Source organism: Kitasatospora sp. NPDC059803, from assembly GCF_042732255.1.
Classification (GTDB): domain Bacteria; phylum Actinomycetota; class Actinomycetes; order Streptomycetales; family Streptomycetaceae; genus Kitasatospora.
The window spans coordinates 1-18,262 of record NZ_JBHWIJ010000171.1; the positions used below are offsets into that span (position 1 = coordinate 1).

Annotated in this window: 12 protein-coding genes; 4 read left to right on the forward strand and 8 right to left on the reverse strand. The window is 73.0% G+C overall.

What is annotated here, in order from left to right:
* Nucleotides 1-407: 407 nt before the first annotated feature.
* Both ACFV6I_RS24765 and ACFV6I_RS24770 read right to left on the reverse strand, forming a co-directional pair.
* Nucleotides 408-1,208, reverse strand: coding sequence for a hypothetical protein (locus ACFV6I_RS24765; RefSeq protein ID WP_380343681.1), 801 nt, complete (start codon nt 1,206-1,208; stop codon nt 408-410).
* Nucleotides 1,209-1,280: 72 nt separating this feature from the next.
* Entirely contained in the window at nt 1,281-1,787 is a 507-nt protein-coding gene (locus tag ACFV6I_RS24770; protein WP_380427663.1) for a SigE family RNA polymerase sigma factor, read from the reverse strand.
* 270 nt (nt 1,788-2,057) lie between these two features.
* Between ACFV6I_RS24770 and ACFV6I_RS24775 the strand changes: the two genes are divergently transcribed.
* Nucleotides 2,058-5,030: a BTAD domain-containing putative transcriptional regulator gene (locus ACFV6I_RS24775; protein WP_380427665.1), complete on the forward strand. Its 2,973-nt coding sequence runs from the start codon at nt 2,058-2,060 to the stop codon at nt 5,028-5,030.
* 43 nt (nt 5,031-5,073) lie between these two features.
* On the opposite strand, the gene ACFV6I_RS24780 is transcribed toward ACFV6I_RS24775, so the two are convergent.
* Nucleotides 5,074-6,951: a protein kinase gene (locus ACFV6I_RS24780; RefSeq protein ID WP_380427667.1), complete on the reverse strand. Its 1,878-nt coding sequence runs from the start codon at nt 6,949-6,951 to the stop codon at nt 5,074-5,076.
* Between the two features lie 618 nt (nt 6,952-7,569).
* Here ACFV6I_RS24780 and ACFV6I_RS24785 point away from each other — a divergent pair.
* From ACFV6I_RS24785 to ACFV6I_RS24795, 3 genes are all read left to right on the forward strand, one after another.
* Entirely contained in the window at nt 7,570-7,917 is a 348-nt protein-coding gene (locus ACFV6I_RS24785; RefSeq protein WP_380378519.1) for a hypothetical protein, read from the forward strand.
* 163 nt (nt 7,918-8,080) lie between these two features.
* Nucleotides 8,081-8,581: a hypothetical protein gene (locus tag ACFV6I_RS24790; RefSeq protein ID WP_380427669.1), complete on the forward strand. Its 501-nt coding sequence runs from the start codon at nt 8,081-8,083 to the stop codon at nt 8,579-8,581.
* Entirely contained in the window at nt 8,578-10,650 is a 2,073-nt protein-coding gene (locus ACFV6I_RS24795) for an alkaline phosphatase family protein (protein ID WP_380427671.1), read from the forward strand. Before ACFV6I_RS24790 ends, ACFV6I_RS24795 begins: the two co-directional genes overlap by 4 nt.
* Before the next feature lie 56 nt (nt 10,651-10,706).
* Here the strand turns inward: ACFV6I_RS24795 and ACFV6I_RS24800 are convergent, their stop codons facing one another.
* The 5 genes from ACFV6I_RS24800 to ACFV6I_RS24820 all read right to left on the reverse strand — a co-directional run.
* On the reverse strand, nt 10,707-10,898 hold the full coding sequence (locus ACFV6I_RS24800; RefSeq protein WP_244293816.1) for a hypothetical protein: 192 nt from the start codon (nt 10,896-10,898) through the stop codon (nt 10,707-10,709).
* Nucleotides 10,899-10,932: 34 nt separating this feature from the next.
* Nucleotides 10,933-11,670 (reverse strand): SRPBCC domain-containing protein, encoded by a 738-nt coding sequence (locus tag ACFV6I_RS24805; protein ID WP_380427674.1) that lies wholly within the window; start codon nt 11,668-11,670, stop codon nt 10,933-10,935.
* Between the two features lie 99 nt (nt 11,671-11,769).
* A complete protein-coding gene (locus tag ACFV6I_RS24810) occupies nt 11,770-13,035 on the reverse strand; it encodes a cytochrome P450 (RefSeq protein ID WP_380427676.1) in 1,266 nt (421 codons plus the stop codon).
* 10 nt (nt 13,036-13,045) lie between these two features.
* Nucleotides 13,046-13,261, reverse strand: a complete 216-nt coding sequence (locus ACFV6I_RS24815; RefSeq protein ID WP_063352348.1) for an MbtH family protein — start codon at nt 13,259-13,261, stop codon at nt 13,046-13,048.
* A gap of 3 nt (nt 13,262-13,264) precedes the next feature.
* Nucleotides 13,265-18,262, reverse strand: a 4,998-nt coding sequence (locus ACFV6I_RS24820; RefSeq protein WP_380427678.1) for an amino acid adenylation domain-containing protein, incomplete at its 5' end; no start/stop codon positions are given.

Genomic DNA, 18,262 nt, shown 5'->3' on the forward strand with positions numbered 1-18,262 from the left:
TTTCCGCTCCGTTTCCGGCGCTTCGTTCATCCAACTCGCTGGTGTCTTCTGCGGCTTGACGCCCCGTCCGACGTTTCAAACTCTAGCCGATCCCCACTCCGAAAAGCGAATCGACCGCAATCCAATAAAACGAACACACCGATATACACACCGAGTCTCGCCCGCACATGGCAAGCCGACCCGGCCCGAACCGGGACGTGGTGTTTCGAAAGGATTGGCCGCCCCGGGACCGTCCGCGCCGATGCGTGTCCGGTGCTCCCTGCCGAGCGACTGGCTGACAGTACCCCTCCTCGGCGCCCGAAACAAATGCCCGGCCCGAGGCGCGCCCGTCGAGGTCTCGCACGGAACAACGGAGCAGACGTGCTCGACCTCGGCGGACGCAACCTCTACGAACGCGACGCGCAGGGTCAGCCGACGGCGCCGAGGATCGGCGCCCAGGCGGCACCGGTGAGTGCGGCCACCGCCTGCGGCTCGGAGAGCGGAGGAGCGGGACGGGTCGGCTTCGGCGTCTCGGCGCCGGTGCCGCCGCCGGTGCTGTTCCACTGCACCATCTGAAGCTGCGCGCCGGTCGACTTCAGGGTCACCGTCACCGTCCAGCGGCGGGCGGTGTCGGGACGGACCGGGTGCGCGGCCGCGTTCTGCTGGAACATCACCAGGGCCCCGCCGGGAATCTCGGCGCTGCTCGGCAGCTCGCTCATCTTGCAGGTGTCACCGTCCTTCTTGGGCTGCCACTCGCAGCTCAGCCCGTCGCCGTCCTTGAGCGGCAGTGGGAGCCGCACGGCCGAGACGCCGACGAAGGCGGCGCCGTGCCCGTCGTCGAGGACCAGTCCGCCGTTGGCGACGCGCCCGTTGGACGGGTCCGAGGGGTTGTTGCTCTGCCCGCTCTCCGCGCTGAACCGGCCCCCGGGGAACGTCGCCTCCAGGGCCTGGATCATCTGGGTGTCGGTGATCGCGGAACGCGGCATCGCCATCGCCACGATCCCGATGTCGGATCCTTCGGAGTGCATCCCGGTGAGCACGTCGGGGATCACCACACCGGCTGCCGCGATCACGGCGCAGGCGCCGACCCCGGCGATGACACCCGCCGTACGCCGACGCCGGCGGCTCCGCCCGCGCTCGACGGTTCCGCTCAGGAGCGCGGTGAGATCGGGTTCGAGGGAGTCGGTCGTGCGGTCCAGGGCGTGTGCGAGGTCTGCTTCGAACGGCATGCTGGCGTCACCTTTTCTGTCGCTGATGCTGATGGGGGCTTTGCGGCGGTGGACCTGGTCGCGCACCGGTGCTCAGTGCGCGACCAGGTCGGACAGGCTGTCGCCGAGCAACGCACGCAGCTTGCCGAGTGCCCGGGTGCCCTGGGAGCGGACCGCACTGCTGCTCAGCTTGAGCATCCGGGCGGTCTCCTCGATGCTGCAGTCCTCCCAGTAGCGCAGCAGCAGCACCGCCCGGTCGCGGGGCGGCAGTTGGCCGAGCGCGTCCAGCAGGGTGAGCCGCAGTGCGGTGTCCGGGCCCGCCGCCGCGCTGTCGGGCATGGTCCCGATGGGGCGCTCGCCGCTGCTCCGCCGACGCCGCAGGCTGAGGAAGGTGCGGACCAGGACCGTCTGGGCGTAGGCGGCCGGGTTGTCCGCCTTGGCCACCCGCTTCCAGTGCACGTACACCCGGCTGAGGGCTTCCTGGACCAGGTCCTCCGCCAGATACGTGTCGCCTGCGGCGAGGACGTACGCCGAGCGGTACAGCGCCTTCGCCCTCGCGGCCGCGAACTCCAGGTACTCATCCTCCTGTGCTGACTTCACTCGGTTCCCGCCTGTTCCCTTGTCCTGTGATCCCCGTGCATACCCCTCATGACTACGTAAGGCGTCAGCATGTCGCGCGGGCGAGGCACCTTCTTTTTTTCACCGGTCTTTTTTCACCGGTGCCGCGTCGACTGCCCTCCACGGACACCCGCGTCTCCCCGTGGCGGCCCCTGGACGGCCCGTGAACGGCCCCCGAACGGCCCCGGCCAGGGGTGATGCGGTCGGTATCATGCGCCCGGGGGTTCATTTGCAGGCAGAGGGGAACGGTCGGTGGGTGGGTTGCGGTTCACGGTGCTGGGACCGATACGGGGGTGGCGGGACGGCGGCGAGCTCGCACTCGGGTCGCCGCAGCAGCGGAACCTGCTGCTCTCGCTGCTGCTGAGGGCCAACCACCCCGTGTCGACCGGTCAGCTCGTCGACGACCTGTGGGGCGAGGAGCCGCCCGCCAAACCCATGGCCGTGATCCGGACGTACGTCCACCGGCTGCGCCGCGTCCTCGGGCCCGCCCCGCTGACCTCGCTCAGCGGGGGCTACCTGCTCACCGTGGATCCGGGGGAGCTGGACATCCACCGCTGCGAGGAGCTCGTCGCCACGGCGAAGGAGTTCAGCGGCGCCGGGGAGCACGCCCGCGCCGCCGCCGCGCTGCGCCTGGCGCTGGCCCTCTGGCAGGGCGAGCCGATGTCCGGGCTCTCCGGCCCCTATGCCGAGCGGCAGCGCGGCGAGTGGACCGAACGCCGGGTGACCGTCCTGGAGTCGTGTCTGGAGGCCGAGATCGAGGCCGGACCGTCCGGCGAGGCCGTCGCCGAACTGACCGCGGTCGCGGCCGAACACCCGCTCAGGGAACGGTTCTCCGAGCTGCTGATGCTCGCCCTCTACCGGTCCGGGCGGCAGGCCGAGGCCCTGAGCGTGTACCGCGAGACGGACCGGCGGCTGCGGGCGCAGCTCGGCGTCGCCGCCGGGCCCGGTCTGCGCGAGTTGCAGCGCCGGATCCTGGTGGCCGACACCGCCCTCGTGGCGCCCGCGCCGCCCCGGCCCGACACCGACACCACGGCCCGCCCGCCGTACCACGCGCCGATCCGGCCGACCCAGGTACCGGCCGACCTCGCCGACTTCACCGGCCGCGAGGCGCAGACCGAGGCGGTGCGGGCCGTCCTGCTCGCGCCCCGCACCGTGCCCGTGGCGACCGTGTCGGGCCTGGGCGGCATGGGAAAGACGGCCCTGGCCGTCCATGTCGCGCACGGGCTGGCCGCCGACTTCCCCGACGGCCAGCTCTACGTCGACCTGCACGGGGCCGACGGCCGCCCGACCCCGCCCGAGGAGGTGTTGGGCGCCTTCCTCCGCGCCCTCGGCGTGCCGGCGGAGGCGCTGCCCGCCGGGCTCGCCGAACGCTCCGCCCAGTTCCGCTCGCTGCTCTCCGGCCGACGCGTGCTGATGGTCCTCGACAACGCCCGGGACGCCGAGCAGATCAGGCCGCTGCTGCCCGGCCGGCCCGGTTGCGCCGTGCTCGTCACCAGCCGGGCCAGGCTCGGTTCACTTCCCAACGCGCACGTCGTCGAGCTGCCGGCCTTCGCCCCGGAGGAGGCCCTCGACCTGCTCGGCCAGGTGGTCGGCGGGCAACGGCTGCGGGCCGAGGCGGACACGGCCAGGGAGCTCGTGCGGCTCTGCGGCCACCTCCCGTTGGCCGTGCGCATCCTCGCCGCCCGCCTCTCCTGCCGGCCGGGCTGGACCATGGCCCGGCTGCTCGACAAGCTGTCCGAGAATCGTCGCCGGCTGGACGTGCTGCGCACCGAGGACCTCGCCGTCGAGTCGGCGTTCCGCTTCGGCTACGACCAGCTGACGCCCGACCAGGCCCGCGCCTTCTGTCTGTTGGCGGTGCCGGACGTGCCCGACCTGTCGCCGGGCGCGGTCGCGGCGGTGCTCGACCTGCCCGAGCACGAGGCCGAGGAACTGGCCGAGTCGCTGGTCGACTGCTCGATGCTGGAGACCGCGCCACCGGACCGCTACCGGTACCACGACCTGCTGCGCGCCTTCGCCCAGCGGCTCGTCCCGGAGACGGCAGCCGACGTCGAGGCTGCCGGCACGGGCTCGGCTCCGGAGGCGGACCGCCCGGCCGCCGTCCTCACCCGTCTGGTGATCCGCCAGCACGCCGAGACCGTCGCGGCCCTCGGCCCGGCCGCCACCCGCGCGGCCCTGACCGGCTCCGGCGCACCGTACGCCCCCGACTGCCGCACGGTGGCCCGCGGTCGCGGCGAGTACCACGGCATCGGCGCTCTGGTCGGCCAGTACGCCGGGCTCCCCCAGCCGCCCCGGCTCGATCTGGCGGCCGAACTGCTGCTCGGGGGAAGCCTGTTGTGCGAGACCGGCCAGGCCGCCCGGCCGCTGGGGCACGCGGCCAAGGTCCTGCTCCAGGCCGCCGTCCGGCAGGGCGACCGGACGGCCGAGGTCAGGGCCCGGCTGGTGCTCGGCCGGCTGCTGACCGAGGTCGGCTCCGAGCCCGCGGCCCTCGGCGAGCTGCTCAGGTCCCGCGACCTGTGCATCGCCCACAACCTGCCGGGGCCGCTGCTCGCCCTGGCCCACACCTCGCTGGCCGCCTTGTTCGTCCAGGTCGGCCGGCCGGGCGACGCGGTCGACGGCTTCGCGGCGGCGATCGCGGTCTGGGAGCGGCTCGGCGACCGGCGCTCGGTGGCGGGCGAACTGCTCAACCTGGCCGGTGCGTTCACCGAGCTCGGCCGGCCCGAGGCGGCGGTCCGCGTCGTCGACCAGTCACTGCTGATCTGCCACCAGCTCGCCGACCACGAGCTCCAGGCGCTCGCCCTCGACTCGTTGGGGACGATCGCCCACGATCGCGGCGAGTTCGAGCAGGCTCTGAGCCACCACCGCGGCGCCCTCGCCCTGCTGCGGCCGGACGACCGGCGCCGGACGGGCCGCACGCTCCTGCGGCTCACCGAGTCGCTGCGAGCCGTCGGCCGCGGCGACGAGGCGGTGGAGGCGGCCGGCCGGGCGGTCGAGGTGCTGACGCTCGACGGCGACCGCCGGGGGCGGGGGCTGGCCCTGGCGGCGCTCGGTGACGCGCTCGCCGACCGCGGCGCCGCCGAGGACGCGGCCCGGGCGTGCCGGTCGGAGGCCTACGACATCCTGGCCTCCATCGGCTCCCCCGAAGCCGACCGGCTGCGCGCCCTGATCGGCCTCGGCGGAACCGCCGACCGTCCCCGCCGGCAGTGGCCGTCCTGGCTGCCGGCGTGATCCTCCCCTCGCCCCGGGGGTGTTCGGCTGCCGGCCGGACGGCTCAGGACAGCGCCCACACCTGGCTCTCCGCGTTGGAGCAGGCCGCCACCCTGACGTAGTTGGCGACTCCGTCGGACGTCAGGCAGCCCTTGGTGGTGCCGTTGACGATCTGGTAGCCGCCCCGGACCGGCACGAAGGACCAGAGCTGGTTGTCGTTGTACGGCGGGCTCGTCCAGATCTGCACGCGCCCGTCACCCGTGTCCAGGTCCAGCACCTTGGTGTAGTTGCTGGAGGCGTTGCGCAGGAAGTACTTCCCCTCGGACAGCTTTTCCAGCCGCCACACCTGGGCCGGCGTGCCGTTGACGGCGAAGGTGCCGACCCGGTTGCCGTTCTCGTCCGCGGAGTAGGAGTTGTCCAGCGCGCCGTTGACGCCGGTGATCTGTGCCTGGGAGGGCAGCTGCGGCTTCGGCTCCGGTGTGGGCGGCGTGGGCTGCGTCGACGTCGCGGACGGCGTGGGCGTGGGCGGTTCGTGGGAGGCGGGCGGGGACGGGACGGCGGAGGTCGGCGCGGGCGAGGCGGGGTTCTGGCTGGCGGTGGGCGCGGCGGAGGCCGAAGGGGACGCGGCGGGGGCCGGGTTCGGCGTACCGGGCCGGACGGGCGCGGTGGCGCCCTGGCCGCCGGTGGCCGTGGCGGAGGCGGGAGGGGACGCGGCGGAGCCCCGGGTGGGCGTACCGGGCCGAACGGGCACAGCGAGGTCCTGGCCGGCGACCGGCGCGGGTCCGGCGCCGGGCGTGGGACTCCCGCCCGCTTCCGGTCCGGTCGACGGCACCGGGGTCGTCGGCTCGGCGGGCTGTTGTCCGGCGGGTTGGCGGTCGGCTGCCACCGCCGCGGGAACGGCCGGGCCCGCGACGAGGCCGGCCACCGGGCCCGCGACGGCGGCGGCGTCCGGAGCGTCGTCCTCGTCGGACCGGATCACCGTCGCTCCGGAGGCCCCGACCACGCAGAGCAGCGACAGCGCCGTCACCCCGATCAGCCCGCGCAGGCGGAACCTGGCCCACCGTGCGCGTCCGGCGACCGGCCGGGACCCGACCGGGACCAACGCCGGCGCCGTCTCCTCGGCCGGTGCGAGGGCGTCCCGTACCGCCGCGGCCATCGTCGCCGCGTCGGGCCAGCGCTCGCCGGGCTCCTTGGCCATCGCCCGCTCGACCAGCGCCCACACCGGCGCGGGCACGTCCTCGGGAAGCGGCGGCACGGGCTCCGTCAGGTGCTTGAGGATCAGTTCGAGGGCGGTCTCCCCGTCGAAGGGGAGCTTGCCGGCGAGGCATTCGTAGAGGACGACGCCGAGTGCGTAGAGGTCCGCCGAGGCGGTGACCGTCCCGGTGGAGGCCTGTTCCGGCGCCTGGTAGGCGGCGGTGCCGAGCACCATGCCCGGTACGGTCAGCCGGGCGTCGCAGCCGGGCCGGGCGATGCCGAAGTCCGCGATCACCGTCCGGTCGCCGCGGACCATCAGGTTGGCCGGTTTGATGTCCCGGTGGACCACCCCGGACTCGTGCGCGGCCTCCAGCCCCTCCAGCACCTGGAGCGCCATCCGGAGGGTCTCCTCCACCGGCAGCGCGCCGCGGCGTTCCAGCTCGGCGCTCAGCGGTTCCCCGTCGATCAGCTCCATGACCAGGTAGCCGACCGAGGGCCGCCCGTCCACGGCGCTGTGCCCGTAGTCGTACACGCCGACGATGCCCGGGTGGCGCAGCTGCGCCATGACGCGGGCCTCGGCGTGGAAGCGTTCGGCGAAGCCGGATTCGTCCAGCAGGGCCGGCTTCACCACCTTGACCGCGACCCGGCGGCCCAGGACCTCGTCCTCGGCGAGCCACACGTCGCCCATCGACCCGCCGCCCAGCAGGTCTACCAGCCGGTAGCGGTCGGCGAGCACGGTGCCGCGCATGATACTCCCTGAATCAAGCCCGAGGACCGGAGCGAATCCGGAGACCGGCCCGGTTCCATGGGCGCACCTTGGTCCGGGGCGCCCTCCGAGGATCATGACACCGGCAAAACAACTACTGGCTTTCCATCATATGAATCACGGTCGACTCAAGCCATTCCCGCCCCATGACCCGCCCCACGCCCCCACGCCTCGACGGCCGGGTTGACGGCCGGGTGGGGCGCCGCAGCCGGCCGGGTGGGGTGGCAGGCACCCTCCCCCAGCCACGACCGGTCACCAGTCACCGGTCCACTCGAACGAACGCCGTCGTCGAGCCTTGCGGAAGCCGTCGGCCGGGAGGCGGCTCGTCCTCGGTCCCGGACAGCCGCGGAGCAGGCCGTCAAGGCTCCCCGAGCGCCGGGCCGACTTCTCGCGTCAAAGGTTCGTAGCAAAATTACCTGTCACTGGAATGCAGGTCACCGGGCCTTTTCGCATCGCGCCCCCGGACCGGCCGACCTAGCGTGGTTCGCGGCGCTCCTCCCCGACGTTCCTCGCCGCACGCGAGCCATGGGACTGAGCCGCAGATCCGCCCGAGCACAGCTTCGGCGGCACACGAACAGATGAATTCAGAAAGGCTCAACCATGGGCTTCAACCATGTCGACGCGGTGATGGCCGTTCCCGACAAGCCGAACCAGTTCTGGGTGTTCTCCAACACCGACTACCGGCGCGTCGAAATCACCGTGACGAGCAGCCACCCGTACCCGGACAAGCTCGTCAGCAAGGGCACCATCCGCGAGGACTGGCCCAGCCTGTCGGACTTCGCGAAGATCGACGCCGTCATGAAGGTCCCGGACGGCAGCAACGAGTACTGGGTCTTCTCCGGCGACCGGTTCGTGCGGATCAACGTCGCCAACGGGGAGCCGCACAAGGACACGAAGACCTACGGTCCGGCGCCGCTGAGCGAGTGGGAAGGCCTCACCAAGGGCTGACGGCCGCCTCGGGTGCCCGAACCGCACCTGGCCCGCCGCACCCAGCACTGGACGCCCGGCCGGGCCGACCCCGGCCGGGCGTCTCACGTACCCGTACGTGCCCTGGCCTTCGAGCCCCCATCCGCCCCGCTCACGTTCACCCGCTCCGATCGGAGACCTGCCCATGGGTCAGTTCGTCACAGACGTCAACGTCCTGGTCGCCTACGACGACCCGGTACGAAGTCCGTTCCACACACCCACCGGGTGGGAGTGGATCGACGTCGACCTGAACAAGGGCGCGCACGGCGCCTACCTGTACCTCGTCTTCGAACGGTCCGCCGACGACCGGCCCGTCACCGGCATCCGCGTCCTGAAGGACGACGAGAAGCCGCCCGCCGGGTACCAGAAGCTGCCGGTCGACCTCAACAGGGGGACGCCCGTGCACGGCACGGCCCTGTTCCTGGCCGTCACCCGCCAGGAAGGCGCAGGCCGGCCCATCGTCGACCTCACCGTCACGCACTGGCAGGACGGATCGCAGGAGATCCCTCCCGAGACGGGCTACACCCGCGTCGACACGGATCTCAACAAGGGCGCCAAGGGCGACTTCATCTACCTCGACTACCTCCGGGCCACCGAGAACGCACCCTCCGGTTCGCCCGCCACGCCGGACCAGGAGCACGCGTGAACACTCCCCACTCCCCGCAGAGCGCTCCGTCGCTGCCGGACTCGCTGCTGAAGGCCCTCAAGCGCAAGCCCCGCCCCGGCGGTCTGAAGGCTGTCCGACACGTGGTCTTCCTGATGCAGGAGAACCGTTCCTTCGACCACTACTTCGGCAGCAACTTCCGAGGAGTGCGCGGGTACGAGGACCGCAACCTCGTCACGTTCCCCGGGTCCGGCGGCCGCACCGTCCTCGACCAGCCCGACCCGGGCCACCCCTCCAAGCCCCAAAGGCCCTACCAGCTCGGACCGGACCAGGGTACGGCCGAACCGGCGGCCCACAACTGGCCCACCGGCCACCAGGCGTGGAACAACGGCCGCTACGACCAGTGGATCAAGGCCAAGGGAACCGTCACGATGGGCTACTTCGACCAGCCGGAGGTCGTCGGGACCTACCGGGCACTGGCCGAGCGGTTCACCGTCTGCGACGCCTACCACTGCTCGGTGATGAGCGAGACCACCTCGAACCGCAACTACCTCTTCAGCGGATTCGGCGGCTGGGAGCCCGACGGGTCGCGGGTCACCGGGTCGGCCGCGCACGACCGCGAGAATCCCGATGCGACCTACGCGGGTGACCGGACGCCCGGGTACAACTGGTCCAGCTACCCCGAGATCCTGGAGGTCAACAACGACCCCTTCGGGTCCGACAGGATCAGCTGGCGCGTCTACCAGGGCTGGGACAACTACTACGACAACAACCTGGACTTCCACGCCGAGTTCAAGCGGGTCTTCCAGACCGTGCTGAAGAGCGCCGAGCTCGACTACCTGAGCCTGTACGACTTCTACAAGGATCCGAAGCGCGTGCGCCCGGAGGACGTGGAGGCGCTCGCCAAAGCGGTCGCCGACCTGCCGCCGGCCGACCGGAGCCTCTACGACCGCGGGCTCTTCCGCTGCCCGCCCCCGCCGGACTCGAAGCAGAACCCGAAGAACTACCGCGACTTCGTCTACGCGTTCGCCCAGGACGTGGCGGCGAAGAGGGTCCCCCGGGTCTCGTACCTGGTGCCCTCGGACGCGGACTCGGAGCACCCGGGCGACGACGGTTCGGCCCCCATGGCCGGTGAGGAGGTCGTCGCCCAGGTCCTGGACGTCATCGCCTCCGACGAGGACATGTGGGACTCCACCGTGCTGTTCATCAGCTACGACGAGAACGACGGCTTCTTCGACCACGTGCCGCCGCCGGTACCCCCGCAGGGCGTCGACGACGAGTACGTCGACAAGGAGCCCATCGGCCTGGGCATGCGCGTACCGATGATCGTGGTCTCGCCGTGGACCGTGGGCGGCTACGTCAACTCCCAGGTCTTCGACCACACCTCACAAGTCCGGTTCCTGGAGGAGTGGTTGGGCGTACGGCAGCCCGCCATCAGCCGCTGGCGGCGCACCGTGGCCGGCAACCTCACCTCGGTCTTCGACTTCGACCGCACCGGCGACCCGCCGTCGCAACCCACCGACCCCACCCGGCGTCTGGCCCGCCCGCTGCCGTACCAGCCGGACGCCCACGGCACCCTGGACCGGAAACAGGACGTGTTCGTCCTCCAGCCGACCAACACCGGCGCCGCCTCCGTGCACCTGACCCTGTACGACAACGTCGGCACGTCCGGCAGCTACGACGCGCCCCGGCACTTCGACGTGCTCGGCACCACCACGCCCGCCACCAACGTGCCGGTGCACGAAGGGGGTTACGACTTCTACCTCACCGGCCCCAACGGGTTCCGCCGCGAGTTCGCGGGGACGGCCGCCGGGGCCGCAGCCGAAACCTCCGTGGCCACCGCCATCGCCGCCGCCGCGAAGCGCACCCTCACCCTGACGATCACGTCGCCGAGCGCCACGCCGCAGGCCGTCACCCTGGCACCCCGGCACTACAGCACCGCGAAGGCACTGACCGGGACCGTCGTCACGGGCAAACCCCTCGTCCTCGCCTGGGACACCGAGGACGCCGACGGCTGGTACGACCTGGACCTCGCGATCGCCGAGGACACGTCCTTCCGCCGCCGCCTCATGGGCCACGTCGAGAACGGCCACCCGAGCATCAGCGGCTGAACGGCGAAGAGGCCGGCGCCGGGGCGCGGCGCCGGCCTCTTCGGGTGTGGGGTGTTCTACCGGCGGCCGCGGGCCGGTGCGGGGTTGAGCTTGGCGCTGAGCACCGACAGGAAGGTCGGGAGCCTGTCCACCGCGGTCTTGGGGACGGGGGTGACCTGGACGGTGTCCCGGACCACGTCCTGCACGACGAGCTTGTAGGTGCCGCCCTCCTCGACGAGTTCGGCGGCGTAGAGCAGTGTTTCTTCCACCAGGGGTCCCTCCGGTTGTCTGTCGTACGGCGGGTCAGGAGCCGTTGAGCCAGGCGTTCCACGCCTTGGTCGCCTGCTCCTCGTCCGCTCCCCCGGCGAACAGGTGGTGGCCCAGCCAGATCGGCCAGTTCCAGGAGCTGCCGTTGTAGAACCGGTACAGCGCGTCCGGGCCGCGCAGACCGATGAAGTCGGGGCTCAGGTAGTCCACGACCACCTCTTCCGGGCCGCCGTCCGCACCCGGGAGGTCGAGTGACAGCCGGGCGCCCACGGCCGGGTCGTCGGCGAGGCCGAGGCGCCGGCGCAGCGTGGCGAAGTCGGCGGGGTCGGCGGTCGGTCCTGGCCGGGCGGCCTTGACGTAGACGGCGGTGCGGTCGGCGAAGTGCGTCAGGTACTGGGCGAGGCTGTGCTGGTAGAGGTCGACGTGCTTCTCGGCCGCGTCCGCCCTGGTGTCCCAGCCGTCGTCGACGACGCCCTCGTGCACCCAGTGGATCCCCATCCGCAGGTGGCTCGACGTGCCGTCGGCCGCCTCGATGTGGTAGCTGAGGGTGTTCGAGAAGCCGCCGTCCCTGGTCGCCCGGACGGCGAAGTGGTGCGGCGGTTCCCAGGCCACGACGGTGCCGCCGCCGCGGGAGACCGTCCCGCCGACGTGCGGCTCGACCTCCATGGGGTACAGCCAGCTGAGGTTGCCGGCGCCGGTGGCGATCGCCTGCCAGACCTGGTCCGGTGCGGCGGGCAGGTCCTGTTCCCGGCGCACCTGGAACTCTCGGGCCATGATCGGTTCTCCTTCGCAGTCGATGGTCTTGTCGTTCGGTGGTCTTGTCGTTCGACGGGGTTGTCGTTCGACGGGCTTGTCGTCCGACGAGGTTGTCGTTCAGTAGGTGAGCGGCAGTGCGCACAGGTGCCGTTGCAGCGGGTTGGGCCGCCAGTCGAGGACCGTCCCGTCGGCGAGCCCGAGGCGGGGGAGCCTGCGGACCATGGTGCCGACCGCCAGTTCGGTCTGGAGCTTGGCGAGCGGTCCGCCGAGGCAGAAGTGCGGGCCCGTGCCGAAGGTCAGGTGCCGGTTGCGGGTGCGCGCCAGGTCGAGTCGGTCGGGGTCCTCGAAGCGGTCCTCGTCGCGGTTGGCCGCGCTGAGGAACAGGTACACCAGCTCGCCCTCGCGCAGCGTCCGCCCGCCGATCTCGACGTCCTGCGCGACGACCCGGACGATCGCCTGGGTCGGCGTGTCGTAGCGGGCCAGCTCCTCGACGGCGGTGCGGATCAGCGCCGGGTCCTCGCGCAGCCGGGCCAGCTGGTCGGGGTGGCGCAGCAGGGCGAGGGTGCCGTTGCCGATCAGGTTGGCGGTGGTCTCGTCCCCGGCGGTGATGAGGACGAAGCAGGTGGACAGCAGTTCGGAGTCGGTGAGCCGGTCGTCCGTGGCCTGGGTGGTGACCAGGGCGCTGATCAGGTCGTCGCCCGGATCCTCGCGGCGCTGCCGGATGAGCCGGGACAGGTACTCCTCGTACTGGTCGACGGCGGCCTCGGCCTGCTCGATGTCGGCGGCCAGGTTGCCGATCCGGCGGAACCAGGTCTTGACTTCGGGGCGGTCCTCGGGCGGGATGCCGAACAGCTCGCAGGCGACGGCCAGGGGCAGCGGGGAGGCGACCGCCTCGATGAAGTCCATGGCGGGCCCCTGGGCCACGGCTCGGTCGATCAGGTCGTCGACGACCGTCTGGATGCCGTCCCGCAGGGCCTCGACCCGCCGGGCGGTGAACGCCCGGTTGACGAGCTTGCGCAGCCGGGCGTGGTCCGGCGGGTCGGTGTTGGTCATCACCCGGCCGAGCCGGTCGGTGAGCCGGCTCAGGGCCTTCAGGTTGCCGCCCAGGCCGCTGAGGGCCCGGGTCATCCGGTCCCGGTCGTTCGACAGGCGCAGGTCGCCCAGGGCCGCGTCGATGTCGGCGTACCGGGTGAGGTACCAGATGCCCTGGTCGCTGCGGTGGACCGGGCTCTCGCGCCGCATGCGGGCGTAGCAGGGGTACGGGTCGCGGCGGGCCTCGGGCGTGTACAGGGCCGCGGCGAGGTCGCCGGACGGCCCGGCCGGGCCCGCGGTGGCACGGGCCTCGGCCGGGGCGTCGGTGCCGAGGGTGTCGGTGGAGGTCACGTCGGCCGCGCTACTTCCGGGCGTCCATGGCGTCGGCGAGGCTCCTGGGGCGCATGTCGGTCCAGGACTGCTCGACGTACTCCAGGCAGGCGGCGTGGCTGTCGGGGCCGTGGGCGACGGTCCAGCCCTCGGGGACGTCGGCGAACTGCGGCCACAGCGAGTGCTGGTTCTCCTGGTTGACGAGCACGAGGAAGGTGGCGTCCTGGTCGTCGAACGGGTTGGTCATGGGTCAGTCCTCCTGGTGGGAAAGGGCGGTGTCGCCGGTGACCTCGTCGAGGCGGGCGGCCACGATCGGTCCGATCTGGGCCAGCGAGCCCGGCTGGGTCATCCGGTCGTGGCGGGTGGTGATGTCGTGGGAGTCGATCCGGCCGGTGACGTACGGGCGCCAGGTGCCGGCGCCGGCCGAGTCCTCGGTGCGGTCGATCGTGGAGTTGAACAGCAGCAGGTCCCCCTCGAACCGGCCGGGGGCGTGGGCGACCGCCAGCTCGGCGTTGTTGATCATGATCCGGACGACGGCCTCGATGCGCCGCTCGTCCAGGTGCGCCAGGGCGCTGCCCCGGCGGCGGAGGATCTCGGCGACCTCGGCGTAGGACAGCGGCCCCTCGCCCAGTTCGGCGGGGTCGCAGTCGAGGATGCCGACGAGCACGTCCCGCTCGGTGGGCACGGCGGAGTCGTCGAGCACCACGTCCTTGACCGGGTAGGCGTCGAGGGTCGCCAGCAGTTCGGTGCGCTCGCCGCGGGCCTGGAGCTCGCAGGCGATCGCGTGGGCGATCAGCCCGCCGGCGGACCAGCCGAGCAGCCGGTAGGGGCCGTCGGCCTGGACCTTGCGGATCTGGTCGGCGTAGTCGGCCGCCATCTCCTCGTACGACGTCGGCAGGGCCTCGACGTGCGCGAGACCGCGTGCCTGGATCGCGTACACCGGGTACTCCGGGCCGATGTGGTTCAGCAGACCGGAGTAGGACCAGCTGATGCCGCCGCCGGGGTGGATGCAGAACAGCGGCGGGCGGGTGCCGGTGGACCGCAGCGGCAGCACCACGTCGAAGGCGTCCTCGGCGTCGTCCATGGCCAGCCGGCTGGTCAGACCGGCCACGGTGGGGGCCTCGAACAGGGTGCGCAGGCCCACCGGGACGCCCAGCGTCTCGCGGATGCGCGAGACCAGGCGGGCGGCCAGCAGCGAGTGCCCCCCGAGGTCGAAGAAGCTGTCGTCGAGGTGGACCTGCTCCCGGCCGAGGATCTCGGCGAACAGGGAGCACAGCAGCTGCTCCTGCGGGGTGCGCGGGCCGCGGCCGACGCCCGTCGCCTCGGGCTCGGGTGCGGGCAGCGCGGCCCGGTCCAGCTTGCCGTTGGCGGTCAGCGGCAGCGCGTCGAGGGTGACGAAGGCCGACGGCACCATGTACTCGGGCAGTTCGCGGCCGAGCCGGCGGGCGAGGCCGTCCGGCGCGGGCGCGCCCTCGGCGGCGGGCACCAGGTAGGCGACCAGGCGCTTGTCGCCCGGCCGGTCCTCGCGGGCGACGACGGCCGCCTGGGCCACGCCCGGGCAGGCGGCGAGGAGTGCCTCGACCTCGCCGGGCTCGATCCGGAACCCGCGCAGCTTGACCTGCTCGTCGGCGCGGCCGACGAACTCCAGGGTGCCGTCCGCCTGCCACCTGACCAGGTCACCCGTACGGTACATCCGCTGCCCTTCGGGCCCGTACGGGTTCGCGACGAACCGCTCCGCGGTCAGGCCGGGCCGGGCCGGGTAGCCCCGGGCCACGCCCGCCCCGGCGAGGTACAGCTCACCGGCCACGCCCGGCGGCACCGGTCGCAGCCCCGCGTCGAGCACGTAGACCCGCATGTTCGCCATCGGCCGGCCGAGCGGAAGGGCGCGGGCGAGGTCGGGCGGTGTGCCCAGGGCTTGGGACATCGCGAAGGTGGTGGTCTCGGTCGGCCCGTAGACGTGGACCACCGCGGTCCCCGGGCACGCCCCCATCACCCTGGCGACCGCGGCCGGCGACACCACGTCGCCGCCCGTCCACACCTCGCGCACCCCCGTGAAGCAGTCCGGCTGCTGCTCGGCCACCAGGTGGAACAGCCCGACCGTCAGGAACAGCCCCGTGACGCCGTGCCGGCTGATGGTCCGCGCCAGCGTGCCGACCTCCAGCCGGCCGGCCGGCGCGACGACGACCCGACCACCACCGAGCAGCGGCGTCCACATCTCGTAGGTCGAGGCGTCGAAGGCGGTCGGGGAGTGCATCAGGACGCGCCGGTGACTGCCGTTCGCCCAGCAGGGGTCCAACGCCAGGCTCGCGACGTCCCGGTGGGTCACCCCGATGCCCTTCGGCCGTCCCGTCGAACCGGAGGTGTACATCACGTACGCCAACTGCCGCGGATCACATGGGATCTGCGGGTCGGAGTCATCGGGCTCGGCCTGGCTCAGCGCGGTCAGCACGTCCTCGGTGAGCACCAGGGCCGCGCCGGTCTCCCGGAGGATCAGGTCGATCCGGGAGGACGGGAACCTCGGATCGAGCGGGACGTACGCGCCGCCGGCCTTGACGATCGCCAGGATCGCGACGACGACGTCCGCCGAGCGCTCCAGCAGCACCGCGACCGGGGTCTCCGGCCGCACGCCCTGGCCGATCAGGGCTCGGGCCAGGCGGTTGGCCCGCCCGTCGAGCTCCTGGTAGGTCAGTTCGGCGCCGTCCACGACGACCGCGACCGCGTCCGGCGTGGCCCGCACCCGGCGGGCGAACAGCTCCGGCAGGGCGGCCTCGGGCAGTTCGGCGTCGGTCCGGTTGAACTCGACCAGCAGTTCGCGGCGTTCCTCGCCGGACAGCAGGTCGAGCCGGCCGATCGGCTGGTCCGGCTCGGCGGCGGCCGCGCGCAGCAGCCGCACCCAGCGGGCGAACAGCAGCTCCACGGTGGCCGGGTCGAACAGGTCGGTGGCGTACTCGACCGCGCCGAGCACGCCGGCCGGGCTGCCGTCCGGGCCGTACTGCTCAGCCAGGCTGACGGTCAGGTCGACGCGGGCGGTGCCGGTGGGGGCCTCCAGGTGGGCGGTCTCCAGGCCCGGCAGGGTGAACTCCCCCGCCGGTGCGTTCTGCAGGCCGAGCATGACCTGGAACAGCGGGTGGTGGGCCAGCGACCGGGTGGGGTTGACGGCCTCGACCAGGTACTCGAACGGCACGTCCTGGTGGGCGTAGGCGGCCAGCGCCTTCTGCCGTACCCGGCCTACGAGTTCGGCGAAGCCCGGGTCGCCGGCGGTGTCGGTGCGCAGCACCAGCGTGTTGACGAAGAACCCGACGAGGTCGTCCAGCGCCTGGTCGGTGCGCCCGGCGATGGGGCTGCCGATCGGGATGTCGGTGCCGGCGCCGAGCCGGGTGAGCAGGGCGGCGAGGCCGGCCTGGAGCACCATGAACATGCTGGCGCCGTGCGCGGTGGCGAGGGCCCGCAGGTCCTGGTGCAGGTCCGCGTCGAGCCGGACCTCGATCCGGCCGCCGCGCTGGGAGGCCTCGGCCGGCCGGGGCCGGTCCGCGGGCAGCCGCACCTGGTCCGGCAGGCCTGCCAGCTCCTCCTTCCAGTAGCCGAGTTGCCGGGCGAACAGGCTGCCCCGGTCGGCGGCCTCGCCGAGCAGGTCTCGCTGCCACAGGGTGTAGTCGGCGTACTGGACCGACAGCGGGGACCACTGCGGTGCCCCGCCCTGGCAGCGGGCCGCGTAGGCGGTGGCCAGGTCCCGGGAGAGCGGGCCCATCGACCAGCCGTCGGCGGCGATGTGGTGCACCACGACCAGCAGGACGTGCCGCCCGGGGGCGAGGGCGTAGAGCTCCGCCCGGATCGGCGGCTCGGCGGCCAGGTCGAAGCCGCGCCGGGCCGCCTCGGCGAGCCGGTCGGCCAGCCGGCTCTCGTCGAGCTCGACCACCGGGAGCGGCGGGTGCGCCTCGTCCGCGCCCAGCACCTGCTGGTGGGGCGCCCCGTCCGTCTCCCGCAGGACGGTGCGCAGGCTCTCGTGCCGGGCGACCACGTCCGCCAGCGCTGCCGCCAGCGCCTCCCGGTCGAGGTCGCCGGTCAGCCGCAGGGCGAGCGGCATGTTGTAGGTGGCGCTCGGCCCGTCCATGCGGTGCAGGAACCACAGGCGGCGCTGGGCGAAGGACAGCGGGAGCCGCTCGGGGCGCGGGCGGGCGGTCAGCGCGGGCCGCTCGGTGACGGACCCGTCGAGGCGGCCCGCCAGGGCGGCCACGGTCGGGTGCTCGAACAGCGTCCGGATCTCCAGTTCGGCGCCGAGGACGGCCCGGACCCGGGAGGCCAGGCGGGTCGCCAGCAGCGAGTGGCCGCCGAGGTCGAAGAAGCTGTCGTCGACGCCGACCTGTGCCAGCCCGAGCACCTCGGCGAAGAGTTCGGCGAGGAGCTGCTCCTGCGGGGTGCGCGGCGCCCGGCCGCCGGCGGCCGCCCCGAGGTCGGGGGCGGGCAGCGCGCGGCGGTCGAGCTTGCCGTTGGCGGTCAGCGGCAGCGCGTCCAGCACCACGAACGCCGACGGCACCAGGTAGTCGGGCAGCCGGGCGCCCAGCCAGCCCCGGAGTTCGGCGGCCAGGGCCGGGGCGCCGCGCTTTCCGGCCGGGCGGTTGGTGAGCGCGGACAGCGCCGCGCCCGCGCCCCGGGTGGGCCGGTAGGCCTCGGCCGGGGCGTCGCCGGGTGCACCGTCGGGTGCGCCGCCTGGTGCGCCGTCGGGTGCGCCGCCGAAGAGCACGTCCAGGGCGTCCGGGCCGGTGGCCGACCAGGTGACGGACACCCGGCGGCCGAGCGCGTCCCCGAGGGCGTGGAAGTCCTCGGGATCGGGCGCCGCGTCCTCCTGCGGGGCGCGCAGCCGCTCCAGCAGCGGCCCGAGCGGGAGGTCCTCCTCCTGCACGGCCCGGGCCAGGGCCGCCTCGCGGACCACGCGGCGGTTGGGTGCCCCGGTGATCCGGACCGGGCGGCCGTCGTGCCGCCCGAGGAGCTCGCACAGCTCCGGCAGGGCGGCCACGTCCCGGCCCCAGCGGAGTTCGACCGGCTCGTCGCCCTGCGCCGGGGCGGCGGACCGCTTGCGCAGGGTGACGTCGTAGCGGTAGCGGGTCAGCTCGTTGTGGTGGCGGCCCCGCTTGACCTCCACCGTCACCGCGCCGACGTCCGCGCCGACGTCCGCGCCGTTCTCCCGCAGGACGGTGAAGAAGTCCGGGTCGACCAGGAGCTCCTTCTCCACCAGCAGGGACTGCTCCAC